Genomic DNA, 21,159 nt, shown 5'->3' with positions numbered 1-21,159 from the left:
GTTCCCATGTTGTCGACTTCCCTGCGCACCGCCCCTGCGGTGCTGTTGCTGCCGGTCCTGCTGGCATTGGCCGCCTGCAGCCAGGCACAGACGCCACCGGGCAAGACAGCCGCGGCACCGGCAGCGAGCGCCACAGCCACGGCCAACAAGGGCGATCGTCCTGCGGTGCTGAAGGGCATCGAGAAGCATGGTTTCGAGGTCGTCGCAGAATTCGATGCCCCCGGTGGCCTGCGGGGCTTCGCTGGCGTGGTCGGCGGCCAGCAGCCGGCAGCGGCCTATGTCACCGCTGATGGCAAGCACGTACTGGTCGGCAGCCTGTTCGATGCGGAGGGCAACGATGTAGCCGCTGAGGCCGTTGAAAAGCTGGTGGCTTCGCCGATGTCGGCCAAGATGTGGACCAAGCTGGAAGCCAGCGCCTGGGTGCGTGATGGCAAGGCCGATGCGCCGCGCGTGGTCTACACCTTCAGCGATGCCAACTGCCCGTACTGCCACAAGTTCTGGGAAGCGGCACGGCCGTGGGTCGATGCCGGCAAGGTGCAGCTGCGTCACATCATGGTCGGCGTGATCCGCGAGGACAGCCCGGCCAAGGCCGCGGCGATCCTTGCCGCGCGTGACCCGAGCGCAGCGCTGCTGCAGAACGAGCACGATTTTGATCGCGGTGGCATCAAGGCGCTGCCGAACATCAGCCGCGAGATCGCTGGCAAGCTCGACGCCAATCAGGTGCTGATGATCGAGATGGGCTTCCAGGGCACGCCGGGCATCCTGTTCCAGGACGCACAGGGCCAGGTGCAGCGTCGTGCGGGTCTGCCGCAGGGTGCCGATCTGCAGACGGTGCTTGGCCCGCGCTGAGTGGCGCCAGCCCCATGAAACATTGCGCAGGCCCGCATGGCAGCATGCGGGCCTGTCGCATTCCATGGCGGGCATTGCGGTTGCGGGCCCGCGCAACAGTGGTTCATCGTCACGTCTGAATCGTGACTGACATCAAGCATCCCGCCTTGATTCCAATCAAGGCCAAAAACGACAGGCGGATTAGCCTGTGACGCATGGAATACAGCGTCAATGCGCGATGGATGCCGCGCTCGCCACGCCCTGATCAGGGTCGGCTGGCACAGCCATTCACGACACTCTCACTCCGTGCTTGTTACCCAGACCGCTGCGGTCGCCACCTCTCTGGCAGCGCGGCCTTGATGGCGTCGACATCGGTGCGGGCAGGACAGTGTCATCGTCCTGTTGCCTGCCATGCGCAGGCTGGCCGGTGTCGTCGACGCAGTATCCGCATTTCCAGCAACGGCAGCACGAGGCCGGAGTGGCGCATGCGTGCGTCCCGTCTGCGTGCTGCGAACAGGGGTCGTCCAGGGAGGATGCAATGCGCGTGGCGGTACTGAGCCTGGCCTGTGTGACAGCACTGGCGATCACGCCGGCGTATGCACAGGTGGATGACAAGGAGGACGCGCAGGCGCTGCGTCGTGAGATTGCGGTCATGCGGCAGGCACTGGAGGGCATGCAGCAGCGGTTGGACCGCCTTGAGCCGCGCGACGCAACCGTTGCGCCTGCTACAGCACAGGCACCCGCGGCCGTGGTCGCGCCTGCCAGCACTGCCAACCTGCTGCACCCCACCCAGGTACCGGGCGTGGCACAGCCGGTGCTGCCGCAGCGCGAATCGGTGGCCGATCCGTCCACCGCCGCGTCGCGACCGGACAGTGCGGCCGGCCCGACCGATCCGGATCTGAAGGGCTTCTTCGCCATTCCGGGTACTGACACGGTGATCCGTATCGGCGGCTACGCCAAGCTGGATGCCATCGCCGATTCGCGTGCAGCGGGGGATGAGGATCAGTTCATTCCCTCGTCGATGCCGGTCGGCGGCAGTCATCGTGATGTCTCAAACTTCAACATCCACGCCAAGCAGACCCGCTTCAGCTTCGAGGCGCGGCGTCCGACCACGCACGGCAACCTGCGCTTCTATCTGGAGAACGACTTCTTCGGCAGTAGTGACGGCTACGAATTCCGGCTGCGCCATGCCTATGGCCAGCTCGGCAATACCTACGCCGGCTATGGCTATTCCAGTTTCATGGATCCGGACAGCCTGCCCGACACATTGGATTTCGCAGGTCCCGGCGGTGCCGGCTACCTGCTGGTGGCAGGCATCCACCACAGCTTTGCGATGGGCAAGGGCAACAGCCTGACCGTCGCCGCCGAAGATCCGAAGACCGAACTGGCCGGCGCCAGCGATGAGCGAGCGGCAGTGAACCGCCTGCCCGACGTGACGGTGACCGCGCGCATGGAGCGCGACTGGGGCCACCTGCAGCTGGGCGCGGTGGCACGCAGCCTGGCCTATGACGGCGATGGCGAGCGCGACCGGCGCATGGCCGGTGGCCTGCAACTCAGCGGTTCGGCGTCGGTGGGCGAGCGCGACCTGCTGCTGTTCGGTGCCCTCGGCGGGCGCGGCCTCAGCCGTTACACCGCCGACCTGACCGGCTCCGGGCTGGACGCGGTGGTCGGTGCCGATGGCCGCCTTGATGCGCTGGACCTGCACGGTGGGTTCGTTGGCTACACCCACTACTGGTCCGAGCTGTGGCGTTCGAACCTGATCTTCGGCCAGCTGACCCTGGAGCGGAATGCTGCATTGGCAGCCGACGCATTCCGTCAGAGCCGCTACGGCGTGTTCAACCTGATCTGGAGCCCGGCACCGTCGTGGACGATGGGCATGGAGCTGCTGTACGGCCGCCTGGAACAGCAGAGCGGCGCGCGCGGCGACACGGTCCGGGTGCAGGGCAGTCTGCAATACAACTTCATCAAATAGGCGCCAGCGGTCGTACGCCAGCGTAACCGTCCCCACGCCCGGTTGTACCGGGCTCATGCCAGTACAGGAGATTGTCATGGCAGAAGCAAAGAAAATCGGGGTGGTCGGAGCCACCTTCCTCGTCGCCGGCAACATGATGGGCTCAGGCGTGTTCCTGTTGCCGTCCAGTCTGGCCAAGATCGGCACCGCCTCGATCTGGGGCTGGCTGATCACCACCGCCGGTGCGCTGCTGCTGGCCTTCGTATTCGCCAAGCTGGGCAAGCTGGCACCGAAGGCCGGCGGTCCCTATGCCTACGCGCGTGACTGGTTCGGGCCCTACATGGGCTTCCAGACCAATACCATCTACTGGTTCGCCAACTGGATCGGCAACGTCGCCATCCCGATCGCGGCGGTGGGCTACTTCAGCTACTTCTTCCCGATCCTGTCCGAGCCGCTGGTGCGCTGCATCGCGGTGCTTGTGCTGGTGTGGGCGCTGAGCTTCGCCAACATGATCGGCCCGGCCTTCGTCAGTCGCGTGCAGACGGTCACCACCAGCTTCGCGCTGGTGCCGATCCTGGGTATCGCCATCTTCGGCTGGTTCTTCTTCGATGCCGACATCTTCAAGGGCGCCTACAACGTGTCCGGTGAATCCAACTTCGGCGCGATCTCCAGTGCCGCGGCACTGACCCTGTGGGCCTTCATCGGCGTCGAATCCGCTTCGGTGACTGCCGGCGTGGTGGAGAATCCGGAAAAGAACGTGGCCCGCGCCACCCTGGCGGGCGTGTTCCTGGCTGCCATCGCCTACATCGCCAGTTCGTCGGTGATCATGGGCATGGTGCCCAATGGCGAGCTGCAGACTTCTGATGCACCGTTTGCACTGGCTGCCGCCAAGGCCGTCGGTGGCTGGGGTGGCGCGCTGGTCAGCCTGTGTGCCTTCATCGGCGCTGCCGGTTCGCTGGGCGGCTGGATCCTGCTGACCGCACAGAGTGCCAAGGCGGCCTCCGATGATGGCCTGTTCCCGAGCATCTTCAGCAAGACCAACAAGGACGACGTGCCGGTCAAGGGCGTGCTGATCGTGGCGGTGCTGATGACCCTGGCGGTGCTGGTCACCTCCACCTCGGAAACCGCGTCGGCCCAGTTCGACGTGATCACGTCGGCGGCGGTGGTGCTGACCCTGCTGCCCTACATCTACTCGTGCGTGGCCTGCTACTTCGTGGTCGAGCGTTCGCACACCCTGGTCCACACCGGTGCGTTCTGGACACTGACCAGCCTGACCGTCGTGTACTGCCTGTGGGCGATCTACGGCTCGTCGGGAACCATCGTGCAGTACGCCTTCCTGTTCGTGCTGTTCATCACCGTGTTCTATCCCTTCTTCAGCGAGGAGCGCCGCCAGCAGCGGCAGCGCGCCCGCGAGGCATCGGCCATCAGCGCCGGCGCCCAGCGTTCCTGAGTTAGTCAAGGAGAATCAACGTGTACTTCAAGTCCCTGGATTACCCGGTCATTGTCATCGACAACGACTACGAGTCGCCCCGCATCGGTGGCATCCTGATCCGCGCCCTGGTGGAAGAGCTGCGCAGCAACGACCAGCGCGTGCTGTGCGGCCTGAACCTGGATGATGCCCGCGCCGGTGCCCGCACCTACGTGGCGGCCTCGGCGGTGCTGATCTCGATCGACGGCAGTGAAGAGGTGGATGGCGAGTTCCAGCGCCTGACCGCCTTCCTGCGCGAGCAGAGCGCACGCCGCGCCAATCTGCCGGTGTTCCTGTACGGCGAGCGCCGCACCATCGAGAAGGTGCCGAGCAAGCTGCTCAAGTACATCCACGGTTTCATCTTCCTGTTCGAAGATACCAAGAGCTTCATCTCGCGGCAGGTGATGCGCGCGGCCGAAGACTACATGAAGAACCTGCTGCCGCCGTTCTTCAAGGCATTGATCCACCATGCGGCCGAGTCAAACTACTCCTGGCACACGCCCGGCCATGCCGGCGGCGTGGCGTTCACCAAGTCGCCGGTCGGGCGCGCGTTCCATCAGTTCTACGGCGAGAACACGCTGCGCAGCGATCTGTCGATCTCGGTGCCGGAACTGGGTTCGCTGCTCGATCACACCGGCCCGATCAAGGACGCCGAGAACGAGGCCGCACGCAACTTCGGTGCCGACCATACCTTCTTCGTCACCAATGGCACCTCCACCGCCAACAAGATCGTCTGGCATGGCACGGTGGCGCGCGGTGACGTGGTGTTCGTCGATCGCAACTGCCACAAGTCGCTGCTGCACGCGCTGATCATGACCGGTGCGGTGCCGGTGTACTTCACGCCCAGCCGCAACGCGCACGGCATCATCGGCCCGATCAGCCTGGACCAGTTCACGCCGGAGTCGCTGCAGCAGCGCATCGCTGCCAACCCGCTGGCCAGCCAGGCCTACAAGGCCGGCTCCAAGCCGCGCATCGCGGTGGTCACCAACTCCACCTACGATGGCCTGTGCTACAACGCCGAGAAGATCGCCGACGAGATCGGCAGCGCGGTGGACTTCCTGCATTTCGACGAAGCCTGGTACGCCTACGCTGCGTTCCATCCGTTCTACGAGAACCACTACGGCATGGCCAAGGGCAAGCCGCGCGAGCAGGATGCGATCATCTTCACCACGCATTCCACGCACAAGCTGCTGGCCGCGTTCTCGCAGGCCTCGATGATCCACGTGCGCAACTCGGCGCAGCGCGACCTGGATGCCGAGCGCTTCAACGAGTCGTTCATGATGCACACCTCGACCAGCCCGCATTACGGAGTGATCGCGGCCTGTGATGTGGCCTCGAAGATGATGGAAGGCGATGCCGGCCGTTCGCTGGTACAGGAAATGCACGATGAAGCCATCGCCTTCCGCCGCGCGATGCTGCATGTCCGCGATGATCTCGGCCGCGACGACTGGTGGTTCAGCGTGTGGCAGCCGACCCAGGTCGAGCGCAGCCTGGACAAGGGCGATACGCCGGCACCGATGGTGGCCAAGCGCGAGGAGTGGTACCTGCAGCCGGATGCGCACTGGCACGGCTTCGAGAACCTGGTGGATGACTATGTTCTGATCGACCCGATCAAGGTGACCCTGCTGACCCCGGGCCTGGCGATGGACGGCAGCATGGGCAAGCTGGGCATTCCGGCGGCGGTGCTGAGCAAGTTCCTGTGGGGCCGCGGCATCACCGTGGAGAAGACCAACCTGTACTCGGTGCTGTTCCTGTTCTCGATGGGCATCACCAAGGGCAAGTGGAGCACCCTGGTCACCGAGCTGATGGCGTTCAAGGAACTCTACGACCGCAACGCACCGCTGAGCCAGGCACTGCCGACGCTGGCTGCTGACTATCCGAATGCCTACGCCGGCTGGGGCCTGCGTGACCTGTGCGACGCGCTGCACGCGTTCAACCAGGAATTCGCCGTGGCCAAGGTGATGCGCGAGATGTACGTGGATCTGCCGACGCCGGTGATGACCCCGGCCGATGCCTACAACCACCTTGTGAAGGGCGAGATCGAACGGGTCGACATCGAGCAGATCAGTGGCCGCATTGCGGCGACCATGCTGGTGCCGTACCCGCCGGGCATCCCGACCATCATGCCGGGTGAGCGTTTTGGTGACAGCGACGAGCCGATCATCCAGTCGCTGCGCATCGCCCGCGAGCAGAATGCGCGTTTCCCGGGCTTCGAGTCGGACGTGCACGGGCTCATCATCGAGCAGGAGGGTGATGCGGTTTCGTACAAGGTGGAGGTGCTGAAGGCCTGACCGGCAACGGTCGGCCGTTCGGCGAACGATGGATACCGCGCGCGAGCAACGCATCCTGAAGTTCTCGATCGGGGTCACCCTGGCGGTGAGCGCGGTCGGCTTCATCGGTGGCCTGCTGGTGGGATCGCAGGCCATCCTGTTCGACGGCGTGTACAGCCTGGTCGATGTCGCCCTGACCCTGGTGTCGTTGTCGGTGCTGCGGCTGGTAGCGCGGGAACAGAGCCCGCGCTTCCAGTACGGCTACTGGCACCTGGAGCCGATGGTCGAGGCGCTGGGCGGTGTGATCCTGTCGCTGGCTTGCGTGTATGCGCTGGCCAACGCGGTGATCGGTTTGACCACGGGCGGACACGAGGTGAAATTCGGGCCCGCGCTGTGGTGGGCGGCGCTGCTGAGTGCCAGCAACCTGGCGATGGCGGCGTTCGTCGCCCAGCGGGCGCGGCGCCTGCGCTCGGCGCTGTTGTGGCTGGATGTACGGGGCTGGCTGCTGGGTGGGTTGATGAGCCTGGCGGTAGTGCTGGCCTTCGTACTGGCCCTGGTCCTGCATGGCGGTGAGTGGCACCACTGGGTGCCGTACCTGGATTCGATCGTGCTGGCATTGATCAGCCTGGCGGTACTGCCGGTACCGGCGCGCAGTGCGTGGAAGGCCATGCGCGAAGTACTGCAGGTGGCGCCGGATGATCTGGACCGGCGCGTGCAGCGGGTGATGCAGGCGTTCGTCGCCGAGCGTGGCTATGCCGGTTTCACCAGCCATGTGGCGAAGATGGGGCGGATGCGCTTCATCGAGATTCACGTGCTGGCCGACCCGGCCACGCCGCTGGGTTCAGTGGGCGAGGTCGATGCGATGCGTGACGAGATTGCGGTGCGGCTGGATGCGCGGGGCAGCACGTTCTGGTTGACCATTGATTTCACCGCAGACCCAGCGTGGACGTGACCACGCTTCTGTAGAGTCGAGCTTGCTCGACTGCTTCTGGTCGGTGGAAGTCGAGCAGGCTCGAGTCCACGGGAACGCGCGATCGTTGCGCATGGCGGACTACTCTGTTGCACAGGACCCATTTGACCTCAACCGGAGTTGAGGTCACAGACTGCCGGCATCCCCCACGAGGCGCGCGGCATGAACCTGCTGACCACACCGGACCTCAGCCATGGCCTGATGGAACTGTTCAATCCACCGGGTCTCTACGATCCTTCGGCCAACGGCTACTCACACGTGGCGGTGGTGCGCCTGCCGGCGCGGGTGATCCATGTCGCAGGGCAGGGCGGCGAAGATGCCCAGGGCCGCCTCTCGCCCAGCTTCGAAGAACAGGTCGGGCAGGCGCTGGACAACCTGCAGACCGCGCTGCGATCGGCGCAGGCAAGTCTGGCCGATGTGGCGCGGCTGCGCATCCTGGTGGTCGACCACGATGAGGACCGGCTGGGCATCATTGCCCACCAGGTGCGGCGGCGCTGGCCGAACCGCGCGGCGCCCACCTGCACACTGATCCCGGTGCCGCGACTGGCGTTGGACGGCATGCTGTTCGAGATCGAGGCGGAGGCCTACGCCGTCTAGCGCAGGTAGTACTCCACCGGCACCACCAGTTCCTGTGGTGCCTTCAGTTCATCGGGAATGGGCGGCAGCGGCTGCGCGACGGAAGGTCTGCAGCGCAGCGTCATCGAGCATCGGCTGGCCACTGGACTGCTCCAGCCGCAGCGCCAGCAGGCGACCTTCGCGGTCGATGCTGGCCCTGACCCAGGCAGTGCCCTGCTGCCGGCGCGAGCGCGCGGCGGCAGGGTAATAGCGGTAACGCTCCAGCCGTGCCATCAGGCGGGCTTCCCACTGGTCGCTGGCGGCGCCGGCCTGGAAGTCCGCCGGTGGCGCGTCTGGAGCGGGCGGCGCGGCCGTGATCGATGCCGGTGCGGGACTTGCATCGGTCGCGGCCGCAGGCGGGGCGACCGGCAGCGGCTTTCGACCCGTCCCGCCCGTTTCGCTGGCGGCCAACTCGCCCTCTCGCGCGGCGGTAGGCTTCGGTGGTGGCGGCGACTTGGTCGGTTGCGATGCACGCGCCTGCTGCGCCTGGCTGGGGGTATCGGCCTGGCGCTCCTCTACGGGCTGTGGCGGCGTGGCCGGTGCCAGCAGGCGCAGGCTGATGCGCACGTCCTGCTCCGGCGGTGGCAGCATCGGCGGCATTGCAACCCAGTGCACCAACAGCAGCAGGGGCAGCAGGTGCAGGACGACGGTGATCACGATCGCCTGCCAGTGTTGGCCGCGCTCACTCATCGTCCAGCACCCACAGCAGATCGGCATCAGCAGCACCGACGGTTTCACCCGGCGAGGCCAATGCGATCACCAGCGCAGGCGTATCCGGTGACAGGTAGCCCGGCACCCCGGTGCCGCGCAGCACATGCCAGCGACCGGCTACCAGCAGCGCGGGTGCGGGGGCTGTGGTCAGCACCTGTGCCATGCGCGTGTCGCGGGCCTGTTGCACGGCCAGCATCCCTTCCAGCATCGGTGCCGCGTCTGCGTGCTGGGCCAGTACCACATCCGACAGGCGTTGGCGGGCGGCGGCCAGCGGGAACCGCACCGCATCAGCGGACGCCAGGTGGGCGTTGACCTCGACGCGCGCGAGATTGCCGCCGAACAAGGGGATGCCGGCAGCGGTGGCGTCCTGCACCAGCCCGCCGTAGGCGGTCCACGGCCATCGTGTATCCCAGCCCAGCAGCTCCTGCAGGCGTGCACCGTCGGCATGGTTGCCCTTGGCCAGCCAGCGCTGCACCCGCTGCAGGCGCGGCTGGCGTTCGCTGGCAATCATCTCCAGCACCAGCGCGCCTTGTAGACGCTGCTGCTGCAGCGCGTGCAGCAGCCAGCGCTGGGCAGCGTGGTCACCGGCCAGGTCGTGGCGTTCACCCAGCAGCAGTCGCGGAGCGTTCGCTGCGCGCTTCACGAACGCAGCTTCGTCCAGGGTCTGGCCGCTGGCGAGGTCCAGCACCTTGCCGGGCATCGGCTGCGCGCTGGCCATCGACGCGAGCGCGAGCAGGCACAGCGGCAGCCAGTGGCGGCTAGAACGCCACATTGACGCCCATCGAGACGGTGCGGCCACGGCCGTTGCCGCGGTCCAGGATTGGACTGAAGATGCTGTCGATCGAGGCATTGTTGTCATAGGCCTTGTTCTGCAGGTTTTCGATGTTCAGCCACAGCGTGGTGTTGGCCTGCGGCTTGAAGCTGGCGTAGAAGTCCAGCAGCACGCCGGTGCCGCCGGTCTTGCGGGTCTGGAAGAAGTCGTAGCCTTCCTCGGTCGGACCGGAGTACTCGGCGCGCAGGCCGGCCTGCACGCGCTGCTGCCACCAGCGGCCGCCCACGTCCAGCGTCCAGTAGCGGTCGGGCAGGGCGGTGATGTCTTCCAGGTTGACGAACTCGATGGCCGGCGCGCTGGTGCGCGAGCGGGTCCAGCTCAGCGTGGCGTGGTAGTGCTCGCTGGCGTAATGGGCTTCCAGTTCGATGCCGCGCATGCGCACCACGCCGGGGTGGTTCATCCAGCGCGTGGTGGCGCTGAAGTCGTCGGCGTCCAGCGCATCGGTCCAGGCAGTGAGCTGCGGATCGCTGTCGATCGGCACCACGAACGGTTCCACTTCCGGCGGATGCACGATCAGCAGATACTGCGGCTTGATGTAGTCGCGGATGCGGTTGTCGAAGCGGGTGATCCTCAGCTGTGCCAGGTCACCGTCGACCAGCAGCGAGTCGGTGCTGAGGTTGGCGCCGAACTGCAGGTTGCGCGAGCGCTCGCGGCGCAGGAACGGGTTGGCGCCCACGCCATCGGCATCGCTCATGCCTTCCAGCGGGATCTTCTCGAAGAACATCTCCTGCACCCGCGGCGGCCGCGACGTGCGCGAGACCTCGGCGAACAGCTGCATCCAGTCGGTGGCCTGCAGTGAAACCGCCAGGCTCGGGCTGAGTGCGCGCTCTGTGCGACGCACGTCGATGTCGCCGCCATTGATCTCCGCGCACTGGCCGGGCACATCCGAGCACACCGGGATGTGACCACGGATGCCGAAGCGGTCCTGGCGCAGTCCTGCGGTCAGGGCATAGATGTCGTACTGCAGCTCCAGCGTGCTGAACACACTGTCCAGCTGGCTGCGACCCTGCGGGTTGGCACCGCGCAGGATGGGCGTATCGGCCACATAGATGTCCGATTGGTGCTTGATGCCGGTGTTCCAGCGCGCCTGCAGTGCACCGATGTCGAAGCGGCTGGTGTTGTCCACGGTCCAGCTGCTCAGGCTGCTGTGGGTGCGGCGGCCGATGTAGCTGGAGTCCTCCACCGGCGGGTAGAACAGCCGGGTCTTGTTGCTGGCGAAGGTCGCACGCAGGTCGATCCACGGCGAATAGGGTGTGTAGTGGTAACTGGCGCGCTGGTTGCGCGCGGAAATCTGCCACGGATAGTTGTGGTAGAAGTCGTTTTCGTAACGCATGTGGCTCAGGTCCAGCCGATGCTGGTCGCTGGGCTGCAGGCGCGCCTTCAACAGCCAGCTGCTGGGCTGCTGGCTGCCCGGGTCGGCGTTGTTCTTCTGCCCGCGTGCGGTCGCGTATTCGCTGCTGCGGCTGCTGCTGGCGGCGGCCAGCAGGCCGAACTGGCGGTCGCCCCCTCTTCGCTGTGGCGCCAGGCACCGGCGAAGGTACGGCCACTGCCGTAGCCGTTGTTGCCGTGGCGGTAGCCCGCACGCAGGCCCCAGTCGCGCCCCTCGCCGAGCAGATCGTCGATGTCCAGCGTGCGGAAGTTGGCACTGCCGGCCAGCGTGCCGGCGCCATCACCACCGGCGACCGCACCGCGCTGCACGTCCACACCGGCCAGCAGGAAGGGATCGACATAGGCGAACGGGCCGCCCGAGCCGTGCCCGGCATTGTTGCGGAAGGTCTGGGTGACACCGTCGATCATGGTGTTGACCCGGCCGGCACCGGTCATGCCGCGGATGTTGACCTGCAGGCCCGGCTGGCTGCGCGAATGGAAGCTGTGGGTGCCGGGCATCGAGCGCAGCAGGCTGTTGCCTTCCTGGCGTTCGGCCATCGCCACACGCTCGCTGCCCACCGAGGGCGCAAAGCCATCGCGGGTGGCCGGTACATATTGACTGGCGCCGGCACCCGGTGCCTGACCGTGTGCGGTAGTACCCTGCACCCGCAGCGGGCCAGTGCGACGGCTGCCATCGGCGCGTTCAGCCGGTGCCGGCTCCAGGGCGGCACGACGCGCATCGACGAAGCGCGGGCGCAGGCCGCTGCCTGCCAACAGGCGCGACAGGGCCTGCGCATCGTCGAAATCACCACGCAGGGCAGGGGCAGCGTGGCCGGCGGGCAGCGCCGCGCCGATCACCAGATCGACGCCGCTCAGGCGGCTGTAGGTATCCAGCGCGGCCGCCAGCGGCTGTGCGGGCAGATCGTAGTGGCGGCTGACAGCCTGCGCCTGGGCGCTGGCAGGCAGCAGTGGAATCGCGCTGGCACAGGCCAGCGACAGGGCGAGGACAAGGGGGCGGTGGCACAGCATCGGGGGCTCCAGGGGCTGACGCAGAGCGTCGTCATCCTGGGTAGACGCAGCCGCAGGCCGGATGTCAGGGTCCATCACGCTGTTCCCTGCGTGGCGGCAGCCACACCTGTATGCCGTCGCCGAGGCGCAGCACGCGCACCTGCAACTGAGTGGCCAACTGGTCGCGGTTGCTGGCTGCACCGTCGGCACTGCCAAGCAGGGTGACCGGCTGCTGGCGCAGCTGCTCGCCGACGACCCACGTGTGCCCGCCGTGCCAGCGGTCCAGGCCCTGCGTGACGTCGGCCAGCGGGGCCGAGACCCAGTGCAGGCGCCGCTCGCGCCAGGCCAATGCTCCGGGGGCGGTCGTTGTTGCATGGGCTGTTGCCTGCCCATCGAAGCGCAGCTGTTCGCCGTGGTCAGCCAGCATGCTGACGTTGCCGCTGTCCACGCGCACGCGATGCTCGGTAACGGTGACCACGCTGCTGTTGCCCTGCACGGCAAGATCGAATGCGGTCCCCAGTGCAGTGACGGTGCCCTGTGGGGTATGCACCTGGAAGGGCCGGTCGGCATCGGCGGCGACCTGGAACCAGGCCTGGCCGTGCTGCAGCTGGAGCTGGCGGCGCTGCCCATCGATGCGCACCTTGACTTCGCTGCCGGGTGACAGCATTACATGCGAGCCATCCCGAAGGGTCTCCTCGCGGATCTCGCCAGCGGCCGTTCGCAGGACCTGCGCTACGGGCGGCGACACATGGCGGCTGTAGAGACCCAGCGCGCACAGCAACAGAACCGCAATGCCGGCTTCGCGCAGGCGACGGCGTTGCCTGCGCTGCTGTTGCCGCTGCAGGCTGGGCAGCGTCGCACCGGCCTGCCACAGGTGTTGCAGATGCTGGTACTGCGCAGCATGGCGAGGGTCGGCCTGGTACCACTGCTCGAACGCGTTCTCGTCGCGGCCACCGTCGTGCCCGTCCAGCCACCAGCGTGCAGCTTCGCGCGATCGCGTCCAGGCTCATGCGCCCGGCACCTGCTGCAGGGCGACCAGTGCGCGCAGCAGATGGCCGTGCGCGGTCTGCCGGCTGATGCCGAGCTGGCGCCCGATCTCGGCCAGCGCCAACTGTTCAACCCGCGCCAGCAGGAACACCTGGCGCGAGCGCGGTGGCAGCGCGGCGATGATCGCGTCGAGGTGGCGCAGCTGTTCGGCGTCGAGCAGTCGCTGCTCGGGCAGCGGCGCAGGATCGGCGATGGCATGCAACTGCGTGTCATCCAGCGCTTCTTCGCGACGGCGCTGGCGTTGCCGGTAATGGTCGGCAATCAGGTTGTGGGCAACACGGTACAGGTAAGCGCGGCCATTGCTCAGCAGGCCACTGGCGGCGACCTTGACGACACGCAGCCAGGTTTCCTGGACGACGTCATCAGCGTCGCTGCGTTGCGGGAGTTTGCGGCGGACATGGGCGTGCAGCGGCCGGTAATGGGCCGCGCACAGCTGCGCGACATCCGTCGGTTCGACAGGCGTGGACACGGGGCGGGCGACAACTGGGAAAGGGAACAGCCCGCGGCGGCAAGGGCAGCGGCTGCACCTTACAGCAAAAGAGAATCATTTGCATCAAAGAGGCGAGCGGCGAACGATGCACAGCCAGCCGCGGGGGTCATCGTGGGAGGTAATCGCAGTGGATCTGCAGCGCTTCGGTGGGGTTGTGATGCAGCTCGAAGCCGCAGTGCTGCAGGCTGCGCTTCGCTCGTGCGACCGGCTCGGCATACCGGGCGATGCGGCGGTGCTGCCAGCGCGGCGGGGTGAACACGCCCAGGGGCAGCAGCCGCAGCCGCTCGCCGTGCAGTACCAGTGAGACATCGACATGACGGCCATCGATGTCGTGGCCGTTGGCGCCGAAGATGGCGTCGACTTCATCCCGGCGCTGCGGATAACAGGCACGGAAGAGGGTGATGCCGAGCCGACGCACCAGGCGGCGGAAGCCACCGAGACGGCTGTGGCTGGGTTCGAAGCCACGGGTGAGCAGTAGCCGCAGCCCCACAGGCAGCATTGCCTGCGCGTCGAGCAGGCGTTGCAGTACCTCTTCTTCCAGTTGGATGCGGGTGGAGGGCCAGCGCGGGGCGATGAGCAGTCCGTGGTGGTTGCCGCGTTGCAGGGTCAGCATCGGTGAAGCTTCGCACGCGGCCGAACAGCCGGGGTAGTGCCGGCCGCTGGCCGGCAGATTCGAGTACCGGCCAGCGGCCGGCACTACCGTGACGATCGTCAGAGATCGCGGTACTGGATCTGCGAAGCCAGTACGCGCAGGCCGTCGGCATTGCTGGACAGGATGCGCTCTTCGCCAACACCTTTCTGCCGTTTCAGCTGGAAGCCCTGATCCGCAGGCAGTTGTGCGGCGATGGCGTCCATGCGCTGCAGGGCATCAGGGCCGCTGCAGTCGAAGTGGCCCCAATAGACGCCATCGCGGTGGATCTGTAATCGATAGTTCATCGCGGTGTCTCCGGCAGGTCCTGCAGCCAATGGTCGAACATCGCGGTGGCGGCCGCGGCCAGTGGTGCGCCATAGCGACGCGCCTGCGCGCGCAGATCATTCGGATCGATGCCGGCCTGGGCCAGCTCCAGCGTGTGGCCGACCAGCCAACGCTCGAACTGGCGGGCGTCCAGTTCCGGATGGCATTGCAGGGCCAGTGCGTGGTTGCCGATGGCGAAGGCCTGGTGGCGGCAGGCCGGCGTGCTGGCCAGGCGGCGTGCACCGGCCGGAAGGTCGAACGCCTCACCATGCCAATGCAGTACCGGAATGCCCTGCAGGGCCTGCAGCGGTGAACGCTGGCCTTCATCGGTCAGCAGCAGTGGCGCAAAGCCGATTTCCTTGCCGCCGCTGGGAGCGACACTGGCACCGAGTGCACGCGCCATCAGCTGTGCACCCAGGCAGATGCCCAGGGTTGGCCGCTGCTGCTGCAGCCGGCGCTGCAGCAGGGCGATGCTGTCGGTGACGAAGGGATAGGTCGCTGTGTCATTGGCACTGATGGGGCCGCCCAGCACCACCAGCAGGTCGGTCACTTCGGCCGGATCGAGCGCATCGACGCCGGCCTGCAGCACCTGCAACTGCCAGCCTTGTGCCAACAGCAGAGGCTGCAGGGTGCCGAGGTCTTCAAAGGCAACGTGTTGCAGGACAACCGCGTGCTTCATGCCGGGGCTCCGCTGTTCGGCCAGTAGAAGCTGTCCGGGGTGGCGCGGGCGCCGAAGATGGCCTGGCCGACGCGGACCACGGTGGCACCTTCCTCGATGGCCACTTCGAAATCACCGGACATGCCCATCGACAGCTGCGACAGGTCGAGGCCGGGCGGGGCGGTGCGTTGCAGCTGGTCGCGCAGTTCGCGCAGGCGCACGAAGCAGGCGCGCACGCGCTCGACGTCGGGGGTGAAGATGGCCAGGGTCATCAGGCCGCGCACCTGCAGGCGATCGAAGGCCGGCAGCTGCTGCACGAAGGCCTCGACCGCGTCGGGTTCCAGTCCGTACTTGCTCGGCTCGGCCGAGGTGTTGACCTGCACGAACACATCCAGCGTGCGGTCTTCCAGTTGCAGGCGCTGCTGCAGGGCCTCGGCCACGCGCAGGCTGTCCAGCGCCTGGAACTCGCTGGCAAAGCGCGCCACGTAGCGCGCCTTGTTGGTCTGCAGATGGCCGATCACCGACCAGTGCACGCCCAGGTCGGCCATCGTTTCGGCCTTGCGTTGTGCTTCCTGCACCTTGTTCTCGCCCAGTTCGTGGCAGCCTGCAGCCACCGCCATGCGGATGCGGGCGTCATCGACGGTCTTGCTGACCGGCAGCAGGCGCACGCTGGCCGGGTCCCGGCCGACGCGCGCAGGCATCGGTGATGCGTTGGCGCACCGTGACCAGGTTGGCGGCGATCTGTTCAACGGACTGGGCGACGGGCCAGTCGGCAGCGGCAAGGGGCATGCGGGCACCTCCAATGCAGGATGGCTAGGGTGGGATACACTGGCACAGGACAAGATATATTTTGGCATAGGACAAAATGAAAATCACCGGGCATAGCGCCGAGTCGATCTTCGACAGCATCCGCGACGGCATCGGCAAGGGCCGCCTGCCGGCCGGCAGCGTGCTGCCGCCGGTGCGTGAACTGGCCGAGCAACTGGGCGTGAACCGCAACACCGTGGCCGCTGCCTACAAGCGCCTGGATGCGGCGGGCCTGGCCAGCACGGCGGGCCGCCGTGGCACGGTGGTGCGCGGATTGCCGCCGACGCTGGCGCGCGAGGGCAGTACGCCCGGGCTGGCGCTGCAGGACCTGGCCGGTGGCAATCCGGATCCGCGGCTGCTGCCGAACCTGCGCCTGGCCCCGGCCGCGCCGCGTTTGTACGGCGTAGGCACGGTCGACCCGAGGTTGCAGGCGCTGGCAAGGGCCTCGCTGGATGCGGACTGCCCGGAGGGCTATGCGCTGGAGCTGACCCATGGCGCGGTTGATGGCATCGAGCGCCTGCTGGCGGCGTGGTTCCTGCCAGGAGACCGCATCGCGGTGGAGGATCCATGCTTCCTCGGTAGCCTCAATGTGCTCAATGCTGTGGGCCACGCGCCGTTGCCGGTAGCGGTGGACGCGCATGGCATGCAGGTCGATTCGCTGCGGCAGGCGCTGGAGGCCGGCGCACGCGCGGTGCTGCTGACCCCGCGGGCACACAACCCGACCGGGGCCAGCCTGGATGCGAAGCGGGCACGGGCGTTGCGGCAGTTGCTGGCGGCCTACCCGCAGGTGGCGGTACTGATCGACGATCACTACGCACTGCTCTCGCAGCAGGCCTATCACTCAGTGCTGCCGCTGGATGGCCGGCGCTGGGCGCTGCTGCGTTCGTTGTCCAAACCACTGGGTCCGGACCTGCGGCTGGCCTGGCTGGCCTGCGATGAGGAGACCGCATCGCGGTTGCGGCTGCGATTGGCGTCCGGCACCGGCTGGGTCAGCCACCTGCTGCAGGATGCAGCGACTTCGGTGCTGGCGTCGGCAACGCAGCGGGCGAAGATCGCCTCGGCGGGTGAGCGCTACCAGCAGCGCCAGCAGTCGCTACAGGAGCTGCTGCGCCGCGTGGCATGCCGACGCCGCAGCCGATGGAAGGATTGAACCTGTGGCTGCCGTTGCCGGCCGACAGCCATCCGCAGGTGCTGGCGCTGGCCTCGCGCGGCTGGCATGTGCGCGCGGGCGAAGTGTTCGCGGTGGCGGCACCGGGCCATGGTCTGCGCATTACGTGTTCGGCGCTGGGACCGGCGCAGCTGCGGCAGCTGGCCGATGACCTGGCGGCGGTGTGTGGTTTGTAGCGTCGGGCCATGCTCGGCTTTGCTTCGCCTTTGTAGAGCCGAGCCATGCTCGGCTGCTGTTGGTAGAAGCAGTCGAGCATGGCTCGACTCTACATGACCGGTAGTCGAGCATGGTTCGACGCTACAGAAGCAGATCAAGGCGCGGCGTTCGCGCCCGGGCGCACGTAGTAGGACTGGCCGCTGTCATCGACGAACATCAGCTCCGGCTTGCCCTGCCAGGAGGTGAGCATGGCGCCGGTGTTGTTCTGGTGCTTGACCATGAGGCTGGCGCCACGGTCCGGATTGGCGACGACCTTGAACACTTCGGTGGTGCCGGTGGCATCGTCCAGGGTGAGCAGGGCTTCGCCGCCGCGGTCGCTGGTGCCGTAGCCGCCGCGTTCGGAGCCGTCGGGACCGAGCAGGATCAGGCCGGACAGGGCGGTGGCGCGCGGCCCCTGGGTGCGGCCCTGGCTGAGCGGATCGGGAACCGGTGCGCCGAGGATCACCCGCGGCTGGCCGCTTGCATCGTGGATGATCAGCCCGCGTGCCTCGATGATGCGCTGTGGCGATTGGCTGCGATGCAGGCTCCAGGCGGTCCAGCCGGAAACAAGCAGGGCGAGGGTCGAGACCACCAGGGTGGTCAGCAGCAGCGCACGGGACATCGGGTCGTCCTTCCTTGGATGTGCCGACGATAGCGGATGCAGACCGGCAATGGCCAGTTCGTTGTGTGACGTTGTGTATCGTCAATGGAAATCGCGGCTGTGGCTGCGCAGCCCCTGCAGCAGTTCATCCAGGCAGTGCATGCGCTGCACGATGACATGCTGCACGCCATCGACGCGTTCCAGGCGGCCATCGATCTGCATCAGCTGGGTGTCGACCAGCACCCGGTGCTGGCGATCGGCCAGGTGCCGCCAGACCACGGCGTTGACCATGCCGGTCTCGTCCTCGAGCGTGAGGAAGGTGACGCCGCTGGCGGTCTGCGGGCGCTGGCGCATGCGCACCAGGCCGGCGATGCGCACGCGCCGGCCATGGCCGTGGGCAGCCAGTTGTGCGGCATCCAGGCAGCCACGGCTGCGCAGTTGCGCGCAGGAACGAGATCGGATGGCGGCCCAGCGTGGTGCCGGTGCTGCGGTAATCGGCCTGCATGTCTTCCCAGGCGCTGGGCAGGGGCAGTGGCACGCGGGCTTCGGTGGTGGCGCGGGCCTGGTCGAACAGCGGCAACCGGTTTTCCACACCGGAGATATCCCAGCGCGCACGATGGCGATGGCCGCTGAGCCCACGCAGCGCCCCGGCATCGGCCAGCAGGCCCTGCTGGCGGCGGTCCAGAGCGGTACGCTGGCACAGGTCACCCACATCGTCGAACGGGCGCCGCGCACGTTCACGCATGATGGCCTGCACGGCGGGCTCGTTGCAGCCATCGACCAGGCGCAGGCCGAGCCGGATCGCCGCCGCGCCCTTGCTGAAATCCAGCGTGCAGTCCCAGTCGCTGTGGCGCACGTCCACCGGCAGCACGCGGATGCCATGCCGGCGCGCATCCTGCAGCAGCTGGTCGGGGCTGTAGAAGCCCAATGGCTGGCTGTTGATCAGGCTGGCGGTGAACGCGGCCGGGTGATGGCACTTCAGCCAGCAACTGTTATAGGTCAGCAGGGCGAAACTGGCGGCGTGACTTTCCGGAAAACCGTAGTCACCGAAGCCCTTGATCTGTTCGAACAGGTGCTCGCCGTACTCGCGGCTGAAGCCGTTCTTGAGCATGCCGGCCAGCAGCTTCTCGCGATGCGGTTCCAGGCCGCCACGGCGCTTCCACGCCGCCATCGAGCGGCGCAGGGCATCGGCCTGGCCCGGCGTGTAGCCGGCCGCTTCCACCGCCAATTGCATGACCTGTTCCTGGAACAGTGGCACGCCGAGGGTGCGCGCGAACACGCGTTCCAGCCGCGCTGGATAGAGTGGATTGTCTGGATCGTTCAACGCGTCAGGACCCTGCTCGCGCAGGATCCTTCGCCGTTCCAGGTAGGGGTGCACCATGTCACCCTGGATCGGGCCGGGGCGCACGATCGCCACTTCGATCACCAGGTCGTAGAAGGTGCGCGGCTGCAGGCGCGGCAGCATCGCCATCTGCGCGCGCGACTCGATCTGGAATACGCCGATGGTGTCGGCGGCGCAGATCATGTCGTAGGTCTTCGTATCCTTGGGAGGAATCGCATCCATGCGTCCTTCGTGCAGGCCATGCTGCTGCAGCATCGCCAGGCATTTGCGGATGGCGGTGAGCATGCCCAGCGCCAGGCAGTCGACCTTCATCAGGCCGGTGGCATCCAGATCGTCCTTGTCCCACTGGATGACGGTGCGGTCGGCCATCGCCGCGTTCTCCACCGGCACCAGGGTTGACAGCGGATGCTCGGAAATCACGAAGCCGCCCGGGTGCTGCGACAGGTGGCGCGGGAAGTCGATCAGTTCGGCGGTCAGCGCCAGCAGCCGCCGCATCAGCGGGGTTTCCGGATCGAAGCCGCGCTCGCGCAGGGTCTCCGGCAGCGGCACATGGCCGCCCCAGTGGTCCATCGCCGCGCCCAGTTCGTTGACCTGGTCCATCGGCAGGCCGAGTGCACGGGCCACGTCGCGGATCGCGCTGCGGCCACGGTAGCTGATCGCCACCGCAGTCAGGGCGGCGCGCTCGCGGCCATAGCGCTTGAATACATACTGCAGCACTTCCTCGCGGCGCTCGTGTTCGAAGTCGATGTCGATATCCGGTGGTTCGTCGCGCTCGGCGGAGATGAAGCGCTCGAACAGCAGGTTGCTGCGTGCCGGGTCGATCTCGGTCACGCCCAGTACGAAGCACACCGCGGAGTTGGCCGCCGAGCCACGACCCTGGCAGAGGATGTCCTGGCTGCGCGCGAAGCGCACGATGTCCTGCACGGTGAGGAAGTACGAGGCGTAGTTCTTTTCCCGGATCAATGCCAGTTCGTGCTCGATTTGTTTGCGTTGTGCCGGTTCGATGCCGCCTTTCCAGCGCCACGGGATGCCGCGCTCGACCAGCACGCGCAGCCAGCTGTCCGGATCGTGGCCCTCGGGTACCAGTTCGCGCGGATAGGTGTACTGCAGCTGCTCCAGGGTGAAGTGGCAGCGCTCGGCGATGCGCAGGGTCTCGGCCAGCAGTTCGGGCGGATACAGTTGGGCCAGCGCGGTACGCGGGCGCAGGTGGCGCTCGCCGTTGGGAAACAGGCGCCAGCCGGCCTCGGCCACGCTGCAGCGGTGGCGGATGGCGGTCAGTGTGTCCTGCAGGGCGCGGCGGCGGCGCACGTGCATGTGTACATCACCACTGGCCACCAGCGGCAGGTGGTGGCGTTCGCCGAAGGCCTGCAGCTGCTGCAGGCGACGCGCGTCGTCATGCTCATGGTGCAGCTCCACCGCCAGCCACAGGCGATCATCGAAGCCGGCGCGCAACAGTTCCAGATCGGTGGCCGCTGGTTGCCGGTCCAGCCACAGGCACAGCAGGCCCTCGGGCAGGCCGAGCAGGTCCTCGCGCAGGCAGCGGTATTCGCCCTTGGCCGCGCGCCGCCGGCAGGTGGTGATCAACTGGCACAAGCCGGCGTAGGCGGCCTGGTCGGTGCACAGCAGGGCCAGCTTCGGCCCGTCCTCGACCTGGAATTCGGCGCCGACGATCAGCGCCACGCCATGCGTCTTGGCGGCCTGCCAGGCACGCACGATGCCGGCCAGCGAGCATTCGTCGGTGATCGCCAACGCGCGGTAGCCCTGGCCAGCTGCGCGCGCGAACAGTTCTTCGGCGATCGAGGCGCCACGCTGGAAACTGAAGGCCGACAGGCAGTGCAGTTCGGCGTAGCCGGGCAGTTCGCTGTGCATGGCGGC

General features: G+C 67.1%; 13 protein-coding genes and 5 pseudogenes. 7 read left to right on the top strand and 11 right to left on the bottom strand.

Annotation, left to right across the window (positions count from 1 at the left end; all coding sequences use genetic code 11):
* The first annotated feature begins 6 nt into the window (after positions 1-6).
* From dsbG to ACZK2V_RS13650, 6 genes are all read left to right on the top strand, one after another.
* Entirely contained in the window at positions 7-849 is an 843-nt protein-coding gene (gene dsbG / locus ACZK2V_RS13675) for a thiol:disulfide interchange protein DsbG (protein ID WP_049422839.1), read from the top strand.
* A 517-nt stretch (positions 850-1,366) separates the two neighbouring features.
* On the top strand, positions 1,367-2,800 hold the full coding sequence (locus tag ACZK2V_RS13670; protein ID WP_486322493.1) for a DcaP family trimeric outer membrane transporter: 1,434 nt from the start codon (positions 1,367-1,369) through the stop codon (positions 2,798-2,800).
* A 76-nt stretch (positions 2,801-2,876) separates the two neighbouring features.
* A complete protein-coding gene (adiC, locus tag ACZK2V_RS13665) occupies positions 2,877-4,229 on the top strand; it encodes an arginine/agmatine antiporter (protein WP_006461445.1) in 1,353 nt (450 codons plus the stop codon).
* A gap of 20 nt (positions 4,230-4,249) precedes the next feature.
* Positions 4,250-6,538 carry an Orn/Lys/Arg family decarboxylase gene (locus ACZK2V_RS13660; RefSeq protein ID WP_486322492.1) on the top strand — a complete coding sequence of 763 codons (2,289 nt, stop codon included), beginning with the start codon at positions 4,250-4,252 and terminating at the stop codon, positions 6,536-6,538.
* Positions 6,539-6,566: 28 nt separating this feature from the next.
* Entirely contained in the window at positions 6,567-7,469 is a 903-nt protein-coding gene (locus ACZK2V_RS13655; RefSeq protein ID WP_486322491.1) for a cation diffusion facilitator family transporter, read from the top strand.
* Between the two features lie 180 nt (positions 7,470-7,649).
* Entirely contained in the window at positions 7,650-8,084 is a 435-nt protein-coding gene (locus ACZK2V_RS13650; RefSeq protein WP_154263854.1) for a RidA family protein, read from the top strand.
* Here ACZK2V_RS13650 and ACZK2V_RS13645 read toward each other — a convergent pair.
* From ACZK2V_RS13645 to ACZK2V_RS13605, 9 genes and pseudogenes are all read right to left on the bottom strand, one after another.
* Positions 8,081-8,792 (bottom strand): annotated as a pseudogene (locus tag ACZK2V_RS13645) (energy transducer TonB family protein). The gene ACZK2V_RS13650 and the pseudogene ACZK2V_RS13645 sit on opposite strands and share 4 nt — an antisense overlap.
* Positions 8,785-9,585 carry a ChaN family lipoprotein gene (locus tag ACZK2V_RS13640; protein ID WP_486322490.1) on the bottom strand — a complete coding sequence of 267 codons (801 nt, stop codon included), beginning with the start codon at positions 9,583-9,585 and terminating at the stop codon, positions 8,785-8,787. Before ACZK2V_RS13640 ends, ACZK2V_RS13645 begins: the two are co-directional and overlap by 8 nt.
* Positions 9,572-12,042: pseudogene (locus ACZK2V_RS13635) on the bottom strand (TonB-dependent receptor). The gene ACZK2V_RS13640 and the pseudogene ACZK2V_RS13635 overlap by 14 nt, the downstream one beginning before the upstream one ends.
* A gap of 64 nt (positions 12,043-12,106) precedes the next feature.
* Complete coding sequence (locus ACZK2V_RS13630; RefSeq protein ID WP_486323330.1) at positions 12,107-12,991, bottom strand: FecR family protein; 885 nt, start codon at positions 12,989-12,991, stop codon at positions 12,107-12,109.
* Positions 12,992-13,027: 36 nt separating this feature from the next.
* The gene (locus ACZK2V_RS13625; protein ID WP_032129371.1) at positions 13,028-13,537 is read right to left on the bottom strand and encodes an RNA polymerase sigma factor; all 510 of its coding nucleotides are present in this window, start codon (positions 13,535-13,537) and stop codon (positions 13,028-13,030) included.
* Positions 13,538-13,664: 127 nt separating this feature from the next.
* Positions 13,665-14,171: a hypothetical protein gene (locus ACZK2V_RS13620; RefSeq protein ID WP_486322489.1), complete on the bottom strand. Its 507-nt coding sequence runs from the start codon at positions 14,169-14,171 to the stop codon at positions 13,665-13,667.
* A 98-nt stretch (positions 14,172-14,269) separates the two neighbouring features.
* A complete protein-coding gene (locus ACZK2V_RS13615; RefSeq protein ID WP_032129370.1) occupies positions 14,270-14,494 on the bottom strand; it encodes a hypothetical protein in 225 nt (74 codons plus the stop codon).
* On the bottom strand, positions 14,491-15,192 hold the full coding sequence (locus ACZK2V_RS13610; RefSeq protein WP_486322488.1) for a glutamine amidotransferase: 702 nt from the start codon (positions 15,190-15,192) through the stop codon (positions 14,491-14,493). Before ACZK2V_RS13610 ends, ACZK2V_RS13615 begins: the two co-directional genes overlap by 4 nt.
* A pseudogene (locus tag ACZK2V_RS13605) lies at positions 15,189-15,960 on the bottom strand (YggS family pyridoxal phosphate-dependent enzyme). The gene ACZK2V_RS13610 and the pseudogene ACZK2V_RS13605 overlap by 4 nt, the downstream one beginning before the upstream one ends.
* A gap of 76 nt (positions 15,961-16,036) precedes the next feature.
* On the opposite strand from ACZK2V_RS13605, the pseudogene ptsJ reads away from it, so the two are divergent.
* Positions 16,037-17,322 (top strand): annotated as a pseudogene (gene ptsJ, locus ACZK2V_RS13600) (MocR-like B6 salvage transcription factor PtsJ).
* 134 nt (positions 17,323-17,456) lie between these two features.
* Here ptsJ and ACZK2V_RS13595 read toward each other — a convergent pair.
* A complete protein-coding gene (locus tag ACZK2V_RS13595; RefSeq protein WP_006373615.1) occupies positions 17,457-17,963 on the bottom strand; it encodes a hypothetical protein in 507 nt (168 codons plus the stop codon).
* A gap of 81 nt (positions 17,964-18,044) precedes the next feature.
* Positions 18,045-21,153 (bottom strand): annotated as a pseudogene (locus ACZK2V_RS13590) (error-prone DNA polymerase).
* Positions 21,154-21,159 lie beyond the last annotated feature (6 nt).

This window comes from Stenotrophomonas sp. 93052_Sma, assembly GCF_056481145.1.
Note: the sequence above shows the minus strand (reverse complement) of the source record. Positions and strands in the feature narration are given on the sequence as shown.